The 12977-nt window shown below is 74.4% G+C and carries 16 protein-coding genes; 8 read left to right on the top strand and 8 right to left on the bottom strand.

Annotation, left to right across the window (positions count from 1 at the left end; translation table 11 throughout):
- Positions 1-77 precede the first annotated feature (77 nt).
- The 3 genes from CFP65_RS03210 to CFP65_RS03200 all read left to right on the top strand — a co-directional run bounded on the left by CFP65_RS03210 (position 78) and on the right by CFP65_RS03200 (position 2634).
- The gene (locus tag CFP65_RS03210; RefSeq protein WP_104814647.1) at positions 78-443 is read left to right on the top strand and encodes a PRC-barrel domain-containing protein; all 366 of its coding nucleotides are present in this window, start codon (positions 78-80) and stop codon (positions 441-443) included.
- Between the two features lie 29 nt (positions 444-472).
- On the top strand, positions 473-1225 hold the full coding sequence (locus CFP65_RS03205) for a hypothetical protein (RefSeq protein ID WP_158701998.1): 753 nt from the start codon (positions 473-475) through the stop codon (positions 1223-1225).
- A 284-nt stretch (positions 1226-1509) separates the two neighbouring features.
- Positions 1510-2634, top strand: coding sequence for a hypothetical protein (locus CFP65_RS03200; protein WP_254552196.1), 1125 nt, complete (start codon positions 1510-1512; stop codon positions 2632-2634).
- A 20-nt stretch (positions 2635-2654) separates the two neighbouring features.
- On the opposite strand, the gene CFP65_RS03195 is transcribed toward CFP65_RS03200, so the two are convergent.
- From CFP65_RS03195 to CFP65_RS03165, 7 genes are all read right to left on the bottom strand, one after another.
- Complete coding sequence (locus tag CFP65_RS03195) at positions 2655-2828, bottom strand: CsbD family protein (protein ID WP_104814645.1); 174 nt, start codon at positions 2826-2828, stop codon at positions 2655-2657.
- Between the two features lie 72 nt (positions 2829-2900).
- Positions 2901-4025, bottom strand: coding sequence for a nucleotide disphospho-sugar-binding domain-containing protein (locus CFP65_RS03190; protein ID WP_104814644.1), 1125 nt, complete (start codon positions 4023-4025; stop codon positions 2901-2903).
- Between the two features lie 158 nt (positions 4026-4183).
- On the bottom strand, positions 4184-5815 hold the full coding sequence (locus CFP65_RS03185; RefSeq protein WP_158701997.1) for a PP2C family protein-serine/threonine phosphatase: 1632 nt from the start codon (positions 5813-5815) through the stop codon (positions 4184-4186).
- A gap of 125 nt (positions 5816-5940) precedes the next feature.
- Entirely contained in the window at positions 5941-6201 is a 261-nt protein-coding gene (locus tag CFP65_RS03180) for a GlsB/YeaQ/YmgE family stress response membrane protein (RefSeq protein ID WP_104814643.1), read from the bottom strand.
- A gap of 115 nt (positions 6202-6316) precedes the next feature.
- The gene (locus CFP65_RS03175; RefSeq protein WP_104814642.1) at positions 6317-6907 is read right to left on the bottom strand and encodes a vitamin K epoxide reductase family protein; all 591 of its coding nucleotides are present in this window, start codon (positions 6905-6907) and stop codon (positions 6317-6319) included.
- 2 nt (positions 6908-6909) lie between these two features.
- Entirely contained in the window at positions 6910-7740 is an 831-nt protein-coding gene (locus tag CFP65_RS03170) for a thioredoxin domain-containing protein (protein WP_104814641.1), read from the bottom strand.
- Positions 7741-7996: 256 nt separating this feature from the next.
- Entirely contained in the window at positions 7997-8623 is a 627-nt protein-coding gene (locus CFP65_RS03165) for a hypothetical protein (protein WP_254552195.1), read from the bottom strand.
- Positions 8624-9084: 461 nt separating this feature from the next.
- Here CFP65_RS03165 and CFP65_RS39915 point away from each other — a divergent pair, with 461 nt between their 5' ends.
- Genes CFP65_RS39915 through CFP65_RS03150 form a run of 3 tightly spaced genes read left to right on the top strand, consistent with a single transcriptional unit; the run spans position 9085 to position 10687 of the window.
- Complete coding sequence (locus tag CFP65_RS39915) at positions 9085-9492, top strand: hypothetical protein (protein ID WP_158701996.1); 408 nt, start codon at positions 9085-9087, stop codon at positions 9490-9492.
- Positions 9489-9875, top strand: a complete 387-nt coding sequence (locus CFP65_RS03155) for a hypothetical protein (RefSeq protein WP_104814639.1) — start codon at positions 9489-9491, stop codon at positions 9873-9875. Before CFP65_RS39915 ends, CFP65_RS03155 begins: the two co-directional genes overlap by 4 nt.
- A gap of 53 nt (positions 9876-9928) precedes the next feature.
- On the top strand, positions 9929-10687 hold the full coding sequence (locus tag CFP65_RS03150) for a CHAD domain-containing protein (RefSeq protein ID WP_104814638.1): 759 nt from the start codon (positions 9929-9931) through the stop codon (positions 10685-10687).
- Positions 10688-10700: 13 nt separating this feature from the next.
- Here the strand turns inward: CFP65_RS03150 and CFP65_RS03145 are convergent, their stop codons facing one another.
- Entirely contained in the window at positions 10701-11432 is a 732-nt protein-coding gene (locus tag CFP65_RS03145; protein ID WP_104814637.1) for a uracil-DNA glycosylase, read from the bottom strand.
- 81 nt (positions 11433-11513) lie between these two features.
- Between CFP65_RS03145 and CFP65_RS03140 the strand changes: the two genes are divergently transcribed.
- Positions 11514-12467, top strand: coding sequence for a slipin family protein (locus CFP65_RS03140; RefSeq protein WP_104814636.1), 954 nt, complete (start codon positions 11514-11516; stop codon positions 12465-12467).
- Between the two features lie 57 nt (positions 12468-12524).
- Positions 12525-12947 carry a CBS domain-containing protein gene (locus CFP65_RS03135; RefSeq protein ID WP_104814635.1) on the top strand — a complete coding sequence of 141 codons (423 nt, stop codon included), beginning with the start codon at positions 12525-12527 and terminating at the stop codon, positions 12945-12947.
- Positions 12948-12977 lie beyond the last annotated feature (30 nt).

Genomic DNA, 12977 nt, shown 5'->3' with positions numbered 1-12977 from the left:
GGGCAGCCGAGGCAGGGAGAACGCCGTCCGGGAAGGGCCCGGACGGCTCGATACAGCTCGATACAGGAGGAAGCCAGATGAGTGGCGAGCAGATCTGGGACTACCGCCCGACCACGGGTTACGTGCCCGGGAGCGACCTGGCGGGCTTCCACGTCGAGGCCACCGACGGCCACATCGGCAAGGTCCACAAGCACTCCCACGAGGTCGGCTCCACCTACCTCGTGGTCGACACCGGTCCGTGGATCTTCGGCAAGTACGTGCTGCTCCCCGCCGCCACCGTCCAGCGGGTCGACCACGAGGAGCAGAAGATCTACGTCGACCGCACCAAGGACGAGATCAAGAACGGCCCCGACTACGACCAGGGCGCCCACGAGGAGGACCCCGAGTACCGCGAACGCTACGGCTCCTACTACGGCCCGTTCTACGGCGGCCCGATCGTCTGACCGGCACTCACCCCTGGAGGGAAGCCCCCGTGAACCGCACACGCGCGGCCCGACGGACCGCAACGAGGACGAACAGGAACCTGGCCGCAGCGGCCACCCGGGCCACGCGGACCGCCCACGCCCTGGTGCCGAAGGTGACGGCGGCGGTGGAGAGCCTGCCGCTCAAGGTGGCCGCCGCGGCAGACGAGTTGGCACCGAAGGTGGCGGCGGTCGCGGACGGCTTGGGGCACAAGGCGGCCGAAGTCGCGGACGGCCTGGGGCAGAAGGCCACTGCGGTGGCCGACGGCCTGGCGCCGAAGGTGGCTGCGGTGGCGAACGGGTTGGAGACCGCCGCCGACCGCACCGGTGACCAGCTCCGGAGCGGCTACCACCGGCTGGCGCCGTACGTCGGACCGACCAAGGCCCAGCGCCGCCGAGCCGTCCGGCGGCGGGCCGCCGGGTACGCGGGCGCGGGCCTGCTGGGCCTGGTCGGGGCCTTGGTCTGGCGCCGGCGGGCCCGCCGGGCGAGCGAGGTGTGGCTCTCGCTCCCGGAGGACGGCCCGCAGGCCCCGACCACGTCCGGGCCCGGCCGGGCCAACGGCGCAGCCGAGGCCGGGAAGGCCGCCGGAACGGCCCAGCCCGGCCGGATCAACGGCTCAGCCGAGCCCGGCCGGCCCGCCGGAACGGCCGAGCAGGCCGTGTCCGCCGTCTCCGAGCCGGGGATCGCCGCAGCCGAGGCCCTCGAGGACCACACGCTGAGCTCCGGCCCTGACAGCTCCGGCGGCCCCGGCAGAGCCGACTGAGCCCGTGACCGAGTGGATCGCAGCCCCCGCCCGGGCCGCCCGGACGCCCGGCCGGCCCGGCGAGGGCGATCCACCCACCAAGCGGGCCCCGGGGCAGCTCCCGGCCCGGGAGGACGAGCATTCCGACGACAGCCGCTCACCCTCCCGGCGCCCGCCCACCGCCCCGGGGCCGCCCCGGCCCGGACCGTCGCCGCCGGCGGTCCGGGCCACGGCTCTGTCGGCAGTGACCGCTGCCGAAGGAAAAACCTGATCAACGGATGAGCCCGGCCGGTTAGGGTGCGGTGGTGACTCCTCAGCAGCCCCGTCCGCTCACCGTCGACGCCGCCCGGTCGCTCCACCGCCTGCACGGTGCCGACCTCGCGCCCGGTCTGAGCGAGCAGGAGTTGGACGTGGTGGAGGCACGGTTCGGTTTCCGCTTCGCGGCCGACCATCGGGTCTTCCTGGGCGCCGGGCTGCCGCTGGGCGAGGGCTGGCCGAACTGGCGCGACGGTGCGGACTCGGCGCTGCGCGACAGCCTCGAGCGGCCGGTCGAGGGAACGCTCTTCGACGTCCGACGCAACGGTTTCTGGTACCCGGAGTGGGGCGGGCGACCGGAGCAGACCGAGGCCGCCGTCCGGATCGCGACGGTCTTCCTGGCCGAGGTCCCCTGGCTCGTACCGGTCTTCGGGCACCGCTACCTGCCCGGCATCGCCGGGCAGGTCGGGCACCCGGTCCTGTCGGTCCACCAGACCGACGTCATCTACTGCGGGGCGGATCTCGCCGACTACCTCCAGCACGAATTCACCCGCCGACCTGCGCAGCTCGACCGCGCGCACGCGACCGTCCCGTTCTGGTCGTACCTCCTGGGGGAGACCAACGGCATCCCGGAGCCGGCCACCTACACGACGAGGTACGCCCCCTACGCCCGTAGCGCCGAGGAGGCGCTCACCGACCTGCGGATGCTGGCCCTCGAACGCGCCCTGGGTCGTCGGGTCGGGGCCGACAAGCTGATCGAGGCCGGGCTGGTCGCCCTCGTCCTCGACGTCGATTCGCCCGCGCTCCGCCGGCTCGCGGGCCTCGGGCGCTCCGAGGAGGCGGAGGCGGAGGAGCTCTTCGAGCAGGTGATGGAGGAACTCGGCCTCCTGGCGGGTCTGCCCGCAGAGGAGACCGAGATCCGCTGGGCACTGGCCCGTTGGTGGCTCACCCTGATCGCGGAGGGTGCCGTCCACCCGGCCACCGGCGCCGATCTCCTGCGCCGGGAGGCCTGGTGGCGGCTCGACTGCCCTGAGGCGTTGCGCGCGATCTCCGACGAGGCCGTCGCGTACGAGGACTGGATCCCCGCGTTCGAGGCCTCGCTGGAGACCATCACCGCCAGGATCGTGGCCGAGGCCGCCCGACTGCTCGCCGGCCCCTGGCCACCGCTGTCCTGACCCGCCTCAAGGGCTCGCGGTCAGTGCTTGAAGGCGTCCTTGATGTGCTCGCCCGCCTGCTTCACGTCGCCCTTGACCTGGTCGGCCTTGCCCTCGGCTTCGAGGCGCTTGTCGTCGGTGGCCTTGCCGGCGCCCTCCTTGAGCTTGCCCTTCGCCTTCTCGGCGGCATTCTCGATCTTGTCGTTGGCACTCATCTCGTCCTCCGGTCGGTCGGTACTGGGTCCGCACCTCGTCTGCCCCGGTCCGGCCGGAAGATTCCTCCGCGATCAGTGCACCTGGCCGACCAGGGCCTCGAAGTCGGTGACCAGGTCGGCCGGGGAGGGGAGGGCGTCGATCTCGGCGCGTGTGGCGGCGGCGGACTTGCGCAGGGCCTCGTCGGTGAGGAGGTGGTCGAGGAGGGCGGTGTCGACGGCGGCCAGGGTGGAGGAGAGGGCGAAGCCGGCCGCCTGGCCGGCGGCGGCGTTGGTGAAGTTGTCGGCGCCCTGGGGGAGCATCAGTTGGGGGACGCCGAGGGCGGCGGCGGTCATCATGCTGCCGGAGCCGCCGTGGTGGACCACGGCGTCGACGGCCTGGAGCAGGCCGCTGAGCGGGACCCAGGGGAGCGGGCGGAGGTTGGCGGGCAGCGGGCCGAGCGGGGAGAGGTCGGCCTCGCCGACGGCCAGCAGGACCTCGGCGTCCAGGGCGCCGGCCTGGTCGATCAGGTGGGCGAGGGGCGCGACGCCCTCCCAGTCGGTGAAGACGGTGCCCAGGGTGAGGGCCAGCCGGGGGCGGTCACCGCGGCCGAGCAGGTCGAGCGGCACCGTCCCGCCGCCGTTGTACGGGACGTACCGGACCCGCAGGCCGCCGCCGTCCCCGCCGAGCGAGGCCGGGACCACGTCGATCACGGTGGCCGACTCGGTGGGCTCGGCCCCGTGGATGCGGTAGTCCTCGGCCAGCAGCCGCCGCAGGCGGGCGGCCGCCCCGGCCGAGGTGACCCCGTAGTTGTGCCGCACGGCGGGTATGCCGAGCTTGGCGGCCACCAGGGGCGCGGCGCCCTGGAAGGACTCGTGCACGATCACGTCGGGCCGCCAGCCGCGGCCGACCGCCAGCAGGCCCTCGACGGTGGAGCGGCCGAACTCGGCGAAGCCGAGGGCGCTGAGCTCGTGGGTCTCCTCCTCCGTCCGGTCCTGGTCGGCGAAGCGGGTGCCCGGCGGGAGGGCCCGGGCGAAGGCCTCCCGGAGGCCGCCGCCGTCGCCTACCTCGACCGTCGGCAGGCCGGTGTGCCGCAGGATCGAGAGCGGCTGCTGGCCGGCGAACAGCACCTCGTGCCCGGCGGCCCGCAGGGCCAGCGCGGTCGGGACCAGCGGAAAGACGTGGCCGACCGCGCCGGGCGCGGTGAACAGGACTCGCACAGGGGACCTCCGGATGCCGTGGACTGCTCAAGTGTCGGCAGCCTGTCACGGTGCCCGGGGGCAGGGCCCTTGTGCTTTCTGACAGAGATTCAGCCTCCCTCGGGCCGTCGAACGGTCGGAACGCTCGCCCTGGCGGCCCGTGCGCGGCCGGGGCGGAGTCAGCGGGCGATGTGCAGGACGCAGATGTCGTCCCGGGGAGCCCGCCGGCCGACGGTCTCGCGCACGAGTGCGTCCACGCAGTGCGGGTCGTTCACGTGGGCCGGAGCGATGCGGGCCAGGCGGGCCAGGCCCGCATCGATCGGCTCGCCCGGGGTCTCGACCAGGCCGTCGGTGTAGAGGAGCAGGTGATCGCCGGGCCGCAGCTCGACGGTAGACGCCTCGTAGCGCGCGGTGTCGACGGCGCCGAGCAGGGTGCCCTGGTGCCCGGCCAGGAAGCGGCTCCGGCCGTCCCGCACCAGCAGGGGCGGCGGGTGGCCGGCCTGGACCCAGGTGAGCCGGGAGGCGGTCGGATCGAAGTGGGCCATGACCATCGTCGCGGTGTCGAAGCCCTGGTCCGGGGAGTGCAGCAGCAGGGTGTTGAGGCGGGCGAGCACGGAGGGCAGCGGCGTGCCCGTGATGGCCATGCCCTTGGCGGTGAACCGCAGCAGAGCCATCGTCGCGACGGCGTCGAGTCCGTGGCCGGCGACGTCCCCGACGACGAACAGTGCGTCGCCGTCGGGGAGTTCGACGGCGCTGTACCAGTCACCGCCGAGCTTGAGCCCCTCCTGGAGCGGCTGGTAGGCGACGTCGACGGTCAGGCCCGCCAGGAGGAGGGTCTGGTGGGACACCGGCAGCAGGGTGTCCTGGAGCCGGGCGGCCAGTCCGCGCTCGGCGGCCAGCTGGCTCTGCTGGGCGAGCACGGCCTGCTGGTGGTCGAGGAGCTGCCGCTCGGTGTGCTTGGCGGCGGTGAGGTCCTGGAAGAAACCGTGCACCTCCACCGGGCCGCCGTGCGCGTCGAGCTCGGCCTCCGCGACGATCCGAAGGTGCCGCACCTGGCCGTCCGGGGTGGTGATCCGGAAGGTGTGGTCGATCGGCTCGCCGTCGCCCAGCAGGTGCCGCACCGCCGTGCCGAGGGCGGGCAGGTCCTCGGCGAGTACGTGGGTGGGCAGCTCTTCCAGGGTCATCGGGCCCAGCGCGGGATCGCGGTTGAAGACCGTGTAGACCTCGTCGGACCAGGAGATCACGTTGCGGACCAGGTCCCAGTCCGCCCAACCCATCCGGGCCAGCCGCTGCATGACCCCCAGGCGCCGCCGCTCGCGTTCGCCGGTGTCCAGGCGGGTCCAGGAGACGACGAGTCCGCCCTGGCACGGTACGGCCCGCACCCGGTAGTGGGAGCGGTGCGGGATGCCGACGGCGACCTCCTCGTACGCCAGCTCGCCCTCGTAGGGCTCGCCGGTGTCCAGAGCCTTGAGATAGCCCTGCCACAGCTCGGTGCCGGCCGCCCCCGGATAGGTCTCGAGCACTCGTAGTCCGATCAGCTCCTGCCCCCGGCGGCCCCCGATGTCCACCGCGTCCGGGGAAGCGGCCGCGTAGCGCAGATCGGCGAGGCGGCCGTCCGGGCCGGGGACCGGCTGGAGGAAGGTCACCGAGCCGGGCACGCCGGCCAGCACCTCCTGCACGGCCGACACCGCCCCGCCGACCGTCACGTCCGTGGCCGGTGGCCGGTGGGCCAGATAGCGGTACGAGGAGAAGACACCCCGGTCGTCGGGGCACTCGGAGGGCGCGGTCGGGGGGCCGTCGTTGGCGTCCATGCGAGGAGCATGACACGTCGGGGCGGCGGCTCGACGCCGTGGTGCCGACTCCAGGCGGCGCAGTGACGGCCGGACGGCCGGGAGCCCGCCGTCCGGCCGGACGGCGGGCTCCCGGTGACGGGCGGTCAGGCCCGACCGCGACTCCAGAGCGGCGAGACGAGGGCGATCAGTACCGCCGCCGCGCCGATCTGGAAGATGTGCCGGATCCAGTCGATCCCGCCGGTGTCCCGGACCCCGAAGACGCCGGCCAAGGCGTTGCCGATCAGACCTCCGACGATGCCGAGCAGGATGGTCAGCCAGAGCGGGATCGGCTGACGCCCGGGGACGACCAGTTTCGCCAGCACGCCGATGACGAGGCCGGCGAGGATTGCCCAGAGGAACGACATGTCTTCTCCTTGTCCGTGCGCCCCTGGCCAGCAGGGATTCTTGCTCCGTGTGCCCCGGGACTCGCCGTCCATGCACACGCCCGGCCCGGACCGGTCCGTTCGACGGGGGCGGCCGTCAGAGCAGCGTGCGCCAGTAGTACCAGAACCGGTTGAGGACCAGCAGGGCGATCGCGAGGTACCAGAGGGCCGGGACGACCCAGTGGTAGCGGGGGCGGCGGCCGAGGAGGTGGAGGAGGGTGTACCAGGCGAGGGGGAGGACGGCGGCCCAGACCACCATGCAGTACGGGCAGAGGGCGCCGATCTCGTACAGGGCCTGGTAGACCAGCCAGCAGGTGAAGCCGAGGCCGAGCAGGGCGCCGAGCTGGAAGCAGAGCCAGAACCAGCGGCGGTAGGTCGCGCCCGCGAGCAGGCCGGCGCCGACGGCCAGCACGGCGCCGAAGGCGGCCAGGCCGATCAGCGAGTTGGGGAAGCCGAAGGCGCTGGCCTGGTCGGTGCGCATGATCGAGCCGCAGCTGATCACCGGGTTGATGTTGCAGCTCGGGACGTACGCCGGGTCCTCGAGCAGCCGGAGCTTGTCGAGGGTGAGGACGGCGGAGGCGGCCAGCCCGAGGGCGCCGCAGACCAGGACGAGCCAGGCGTAGGCCCGGGCGGCCCCCGGAGCGGGGGCCACCGTGGCGGGGCTACGCCGCAGAGCGGGCGCGGCCATGGTCAGCCGCCGGTGCTCTGCCGGACGAGGGCGTCGTACTGCTCCGGGGTGACCGGCTTGCCCTGGCCGGTGAAGACCTGGAGCTGCTTGCCGTCGAGGGTCAGGGTCGGGGTGCCCCGGACACCGCTGGACTGGAAGGCGTCGGCCACCTTCTTGGCCCAGGGCAGGTAGGTGCCCTCGGTGACGGCCTTGGTGAAGGCCTCGGTCTTCAGGCCGGGCACCTTCGCGGCCAGGTCGAGCAGGTGGTTGACGTCGCCGAAGCCGTCCACCTTCTCCTCGGGCTGGTTGGCGTAGAGCACGTCGTGGAACTGCTTGAACTTGTCGGTGCCCTCGTTGAGCGCGGCGCCGGCGGCGGCCAGTGCCGTGATCGAGCCCTTGCCGCCGAGGCCGTCGTCGAGGAAGGCGGCCAGGTGGTACTCGATCTTGTACGTGCCCTGGTCCGCGCCCGCCTGGACGGCCGGGCCGGCCGAGGACTCCAGCAGCTTGCAGATCGGGCAGCGGAAGTCCTCGTAGACCTTGAGGGTGTGCGGGGCGTCGGCCTTGCCGTAGACGACCACGGTGCCGTCGGTGCCGGAGGTGTTGGCGGGGGTGACCACCGGCTGGTTCGGCGCCACGGCGACCGACTTGGTGGAGCCCTGGTCGGCGGTGCTGATCGCCAGCGTGGTGGCGCCGGCGACGGCGATCACGGCGGCCACCGAGACTCCGATCACCACCTTGCGGCGGCGGGCGTTGGCCTTGAGCTCGGCCTGGTGGGCCTCGGCGAGGCGCTCGCGGGCGGTCTGGCCCTTCGCGGCCTTGGACGGCTGGGCCTGCGGGGTCTGCTGGGTGCTCATCGGGTCGGTCAACTCCTGAGGTGACGGGCAGGCCGCACGGCCGCGCCGGTGTGGCGGCGCGGGGGGCGTGCCTCGGGAAGGCTGGCTGCTGGGGTGGCCCGGGCGGGTGGCGCGGGCGGACGGCTCGGCGCGGTGCGGCGAGCCGGGCGGGGCCGGAGGTCGGCGGGGTGCGTCGGGCTCGGCGGAGCCGGGGGAGCGGCGGGCGGCTGACCGGGGTGCGCGGGTGCGGGTACGGGACCGGGCGTGGCGGGGAGGGTCAGGCGGCCAGGGCGAGCGCGGGCGGGCCGCGCCGGGGGGCCGGGCCGAGCAGCACCTGGCCCGGGTGGGGCAGCGCCGGGGCGGCGTCCACGGCCGGGGCGAGCGCGGCGGGGCAGCAGGGCAGCGGGGCAAGCAGCAGGAGCAGCGCCCGGAACGGCTCGGCGAGTGCTCGCAGCGCCTCGGCGAGGCCGGTGAGTGCCGCTTCGCCGAGCCGCAGCCAGAGGGCGGCGGCCAGGGCGAGCACCAGGTGCACCGCGAGCACCAGCAGCTGGGCGGTGCCGGGGGTGACGCTGCCGAGCACCGAACCGTCCACCGAGCCGCCGCCGCAGACCAGCAGGTCCACGCCGTGGCCGGGGGCGGCGCTGGCACAGGTGTCCTGGCCGAGGTTGAAGGCGGTGTTCAGCAGCAGCTCGACCGGCACCAGCACGGCCGTGATGTGCAGGAAGCGCCGCTGCGGGCCGGCGGCCAGGTACGCGAGCACCAGCACCACCGCGGTGGCGGCGGCGACCAGGCTGAGCGGGAGGGCCCGTCCGGTGATGACCACGTGGCCGAGCGCGGACAGCGGAACGGCGAGCGCGGTGAACACCGCTGCCCGCAGCACCCTGGTCGGCTGGTCGTCAGTCATCTCCCGGAGTATGTCACGGCGTCACGGACGGCCGGGAGAGGGCTGACCGGGTGGACTGGGACGAGTCGTACGTCCGTCCGGAGTCAAAGGCGTTTAATCACGCAGGCGTTCAGGGGTCATCACCCGGATGGGCGATTGTGGGCGACATTCACCGACTCTGTGGCGATTGTCATGTCGCGTGATCCGACAATCGGCTGATGGACCACGTCCCCCGGAGCCCACTGGACGCGCTCGGCGGCCTCCGGTCACTGCCGACCGGAGCGCCTTCGGGTGCGGCTCGCCCTTCGTATCCGAATCATCACCCGGAACCGCCCCAGCCGCCGCATCCGACACACCCTCCGCACCCACCGCATCCTCCGCACCCCCCACATCCGCCCCACCCACCGCACCCTCCGCACCCGCCGATCCCTGAGCCCCCCTGCCCCTCGCCGCCGACGCCCCCGGTCCCCACCCCACCTCCGGTGCCGACCCCACCGCCGGTGCCCACCCCGCCCGCACCGCCGACCCCGCACCCGCCGGAGCCGCCCAGCCCGCCCGCGCCCACTCCGCCGCCGACCCCCGCCGCACCGGCGCCCGCCAAGCCGAGCCCGACCGTCACGCACGCCGTGGTGCTGCCGCCGAAGCCGCCCGCGCCGAAACCGCCGACGCCCAAGCCGACACCGCCGGCCCCGCTGCCGGTGGCCGCCGTGGTCACCCCGCCGGTGCCGCACCCGGTGGCGAGCACCGCCGTCGCCGTGGCACCGGCCGCGCCCGCCGCGCCGGTGCTCGACCCGGTGGTGTGGTCCGTGGTGCTGCTCGTCACCGTCCTGCTCCCCGCGGCGATCGCCGCCGCCATCCAAGGCCCCATCCAGACCCGGAGTCGTAGTTGAACCTCGTGCCCGTACTCGGAGCCGTCCTCGCCATCAGCATCGCCGTCGGTGCGCTGGCCATCTCGCAGCGGCTCCGCCCGGCCCTCGCCCCCGACGAGGAGGCACCCGCCCCGCACGCCGCGCTGTCCACCATCGGCGCCGGCCTGCTCTCCGGCTTCGTGCTGCTCACCGGCTTCCTGGTCGCCACCGGCTGGGCGGCCCACACCACCAAGGTGGTCCCGCCGAGCGGCCTGTACGCGGCCGACGCCGCCGCCGGCTGCGCCGTCCTGCTCTACCCGGCCCTGGCCGGCCTGCCCTTCACCGCACGGCACGCCACCGCCGTGGCCTGCTTCGGCGCGCTGGTCGGCTACACGCTCTCGATGGCCGTGCAGCTGCGGCCGTAGCCCCGCTCGCCTTCGGCGCCCCCTCGGGCGGCACTCCGGCTTAGCCTTTCCCTATGGCAACCGGCGCCGACCAGGGGGCGCGGCTGTTCGCGGCCCGGGTGGCCGAGCAGCGGGCGCGGGTCTTCGCGCTGGACGCCGCCGTGCGGGCCGAGGAGCCCGATGCCGTGCACCAGCTGCGGATCGCCTGCCGACGGCTGCGGGTGGCGCTTCGGGCGTACGGCCCGGCGGCGGCGGAGCCGGTGGAGGGGCTGCGGCGGCTGGGGCGGGCGCTGGCTCCGGCGCGGGACTGCGAGGTGGTGGGTGAGCTGCTGGTGGGCGGGGCGCGGGAGCTGCCGGCCGAGCTCGGGCCGGAGCGGGTGGCGGTCTGGCTGGAGCGGCGGCTGGCCGAGCGGGCGGCCCGGGCGCGGGGCGAGGTGGTGGCCGCGCTCGCGAGCGACTGGTACGCCGCGCTGCTCGCGGGGTTGGACGGTCTGCCGGGGGCGGCGGAGCCGGTGGACACGCCGAAGCGGCTGGCCCGGAAGGCCGCGCGGAAGGCGCTGGTGGAGCCGGGGATGGGGGAGGAGGAGCTGCACCGGGCGCGGAAGGCCGCCAAGCGGGCCCGGTACCTGGGCGAGGTGGCCGGGAAGGAGCGGTTCACGGCCCGGATGAAGGCGCGGCAGGAGCTGCTCGGGCGGTACCAGGACGCGGTGGTGGCGCGCGCCGCGCTGCGGGAGCTGGCCGGGCAGCCGGGGGCCGACCGGTTCGCGCTGGGGGTGCTGTACGGGCGGCAGCTGGCGGTGGCGGCGGAGGCCAGGGCGCGGCCGGCGGGCTGACGGCCGGGGCCGGTCAGCGCCGGACGGTGAGGCCCGCCGTCTCGGCGGCGGTGGCGAGGAGGTCGCGGAGCATCGGGGTGGTGAGGCGGCCGGTGTAGGTGTTGCGCGGGCTGACGTGGTAGCAGCCGAAGAGGTGCAGCAGCGGGCCGCCGTCGCTGTGCGGGAGCACGACGTGGGCACCGTGGCCGAAGGCCGGGCGCGGGCGCGGCAGCACGTAGCCGGCGGCGGCGAGCACCGGGAGCAGCGCCTGCCAGGCGAAGCCGCCGAGCGCCACCATCGAGCGGACGGTCGGCCGGAGGAAGTCGAACTCCCGTACCAGCCAAGGGCGGCAGGTGTCCCGCTCGGCCGGGGTCGGCTTGTTCTCGGGCGGGGCGCAGCGCACCGGGTCGGTGATCCGCACCCCGTACAGCTCAAGGCCGTCCCCGGCCCGCACCGACTCCGGGCGGTTGGCCAGGCCCAGGCCGTACAGGGTCGCGTAGAGCAGGTCGCCGCTCGGGTCGCCGGTGAAGATCCGGCCGGTCCGGTTGCCGCCGTGCGCGGCGGGGGCCAGGCCGAGCAGCACGAGGGCGGCGTCCGGCGGGCCGAAGCCGGGGATCGGCCGGGCCCAGTAGTCCCAGTCCTGGTACGACTTCCGCTTGACCCGGGCCGCCTCCTCGCGCCACTCGACCAGCCGCGGGCAGGCCCGGCAGTGGGTGACCTGCTCGTCGAGCAGGGCGAGGGTGGGCGGCGGGGCGGCGGGGTCCATGCCGTGATCGTAGAGCGGATGGAGTCGCGGCCGGGCGGAGTAGCGTGGAATGGGGGATGCCGGTCCTTCGAGGTGACGGCGATGATCGTGGCGGATGCGGTGCTCGCACTGGCGGGCGTGGTGGCGGTGGTCTGCGGGCTGAGCCTGCGGGTGGTGCAGCAGTTCCAACGCGGGGTGGTGTTCCGGTTCGGCCGGGTGCGGGAGCAGCTGCGGGAGCCGGGGCTGGTGATGCTGCTGCCGGTGGCCGACCGAATCCGCCGGGTGAACGTGCAGATCGTGACGCTGCCGATCCCGGCCCAGGAGGGCATCACCCGGGACAACGTGACCGTGCGGGTGGACGCGGTGGTGTACTTCAAGGTGGTCGACCCGGTGCAGGCCACCGTCAACGTGCAGGACTACCAGTTCGCCATCTCGCAGGTGGCGCAGACCTCGCTCCGGTCGATCATCGGCAAGAGCGAACTGGACGACCTGCTGGCCAACCGGGAGCCGATCAACCAGGGCCTGGAGCTGATGATCGACAGCCCGGCGCTCGGCTGGGGCGTGCAGATCGACCGGGTGGAGATCAAGGACGTGGCGCTGCCGGAGTCGATGAAGCGCTCGATGTCCCGTCAGGCCGAGGCGGAGCGGGAGCGGCGGGCCCGGATCATCACGGCCGACGGCGAGTACCAGGCCTCGGCCCGGCTCTCCGAGGCCGCGACCATCATGAGCGCCGCCCCGGCCGCGCTCCAACTCCGGCTGCTGCAGACCGTGGTGGAGGTGGCGGCGGAGAAGAACTCCACCCTGGTGCTGCCCTTCCCGGTGGAGCTGCTGCGCTTCCTGGACACCGCGACCAAGCGGGTGGCCGGGGCGGAGGGCGGGGAGCCCGCTTCGGCCACGGCCGAGGAGGTGGCGGGCACCAAGGAGGCGGTGGAGGCCGCCGAGGCTGCGGCGGCGGAACTCCCGCCGCTGGACGAGCTGCTGGACCGGCCGGTGGCGCAGCCGCCGCTGCCCGGGACTGCGGTGGCGCCTGCCCCGGAGGCGGCTCAGGATGAGTGAGGGGCCCAGCTGCTCCGTACCGAGGGGTCGGCTGCTCCGCGTCGAGGAGGTACGGCGATGACCACCGCGAAAGAGATCATGCACCCGGGGGCCGAGTGCGTGGAGGCCGGCCAGACGCTGGCCGAGGCAGCCAGGTTGATGCGCGAGCGGGACGTGGGCGCGCTGCCGATCTGCGGGGAGAACGGGAAGTTGCTCGGCATCCTCACCGACCGTGACATCGTGCTCCGCTGCGTGGCCGAGGGCCGCGACCCGGCCGTGCTCACGGCCGGCGAACTCGCCCTCGGGCGGCCGATGGTGGTGGAGGCGGACGAGGACACCGAGCAGGTGCTGCGGGTGATGGAGCAGCACCGGGTGCGCCGGCTGCCGGTGATCGACCACCCCGACCACAAGCTGGTCGGCATGATCAGCGAGGCCGACATCGCGCGAGGCATGCCGCAGGAGCGGGTGGCGGAGTTCGTCTCGGCGATCTGCGCGCAGTAGCGTCGGCCGGCGGGGCGAGTCGCGGTCGGG

This window comes from Kitasatospora sp. MMS16-BH015, assembly GCF_002943525.1.
Classification (GTDB): Bacteria; Actinomycetota; Actinomycetes; order Streptomycetales; family Streptomycetaceae; genus Kitasatospora.
The sequence above is the reverse complement of the archived record's forward strand: the minus strand, read 5'-3'. Positions and strand labels throughout refer to the sequence as shown.

What these genes read in the sequence shown, in the direction of transcription:
- CFP65_RS03140 (WP_104814636.1), top strand. Translation starts at nt 11,514, where the DNA reads ATGATCGTGGCGGATGCGGTGCTCGCACTGGCGGGCGTGGTGGCGGTG.
- CFP65_RS03150 (WP_104814638.1), top strand. Translation starts at nt 9,929, where the DNA reads ATGGCAACCGGCGCCGACCAGGGGGCGCGGCTGTTCGCGGCCCGGGTG.
- CFP65_RS03180 (WP_104814643.1), bottom strand. Translation starts at nt 6,201, where the DNA reads ATGTCGTTCCTCTGGGCAATCCTCGCCGGCCTCGTCATCGGCGTGCTG.
- CFP65_RS03170 (WP_104814641.1), bottom strand. Translation starts at nt 7,740, where the DNA reads ATGAGCACCCAGCAGACCCCGCAGGCCCAGCCGTCCAAGGCCGCGAAG.
- CFP65_RS03135 (WP_104814635.1), top strand. Translation starts at nt 12,525, where the DNA reads ATGACCACCGCGAAAGAGATCATGCACCCGGGGGCCGAGTGCGTGGAG.
- CFP65_RS03210 (WP_104814647.1), top strand. Translation starts at nt 78, where the DNA reads ATGAGTGGCGAGCAGATCTGGGACTACCGCCCGACCACGGGTTACGTG.
- CFP65_RS03195 (WP_104814645.1), bottom strand. Translation starts at nt 2,828, where the DNA reads ATGAGTGCCAACGACAAGATCGAGAATGCCGCCGAGAAGGCGAAGGGC.
- CFP65_RS03145 (WP_104814637.1), bottom strand. Translation starts at nt 11,432, where the DNA reads ATGGACCCCGCCGCCCCGCCGCCCACCCTCGCCCTGCTCGACGAGCAG.
- CFP65_RS03175 (WP_104814642.1), bottom strand. Translation starts at nt 6,907, where the DNA reads ATGGCCGCGCCCGCTCTGCGGCGTAGCCCCGCCACGGTGGCCCCCGCT.
- CFP65_RS03185 (WP_158701997.1), bottom strand. Translation starts at nt 5,815, where the DNA reads ATGGACGCCAACGACGGCCCCCCGACCGCGCCCTCCGAGTGCCCCGAC.
- CFP65_RS03165 (WP_254552195.1), bottom strand. Translation starts at nt 8,623, where the DNA reads ATGACTGACGACCAGCCGACCAGGGTGCTGCGGGCAGCGGTGTTCACC.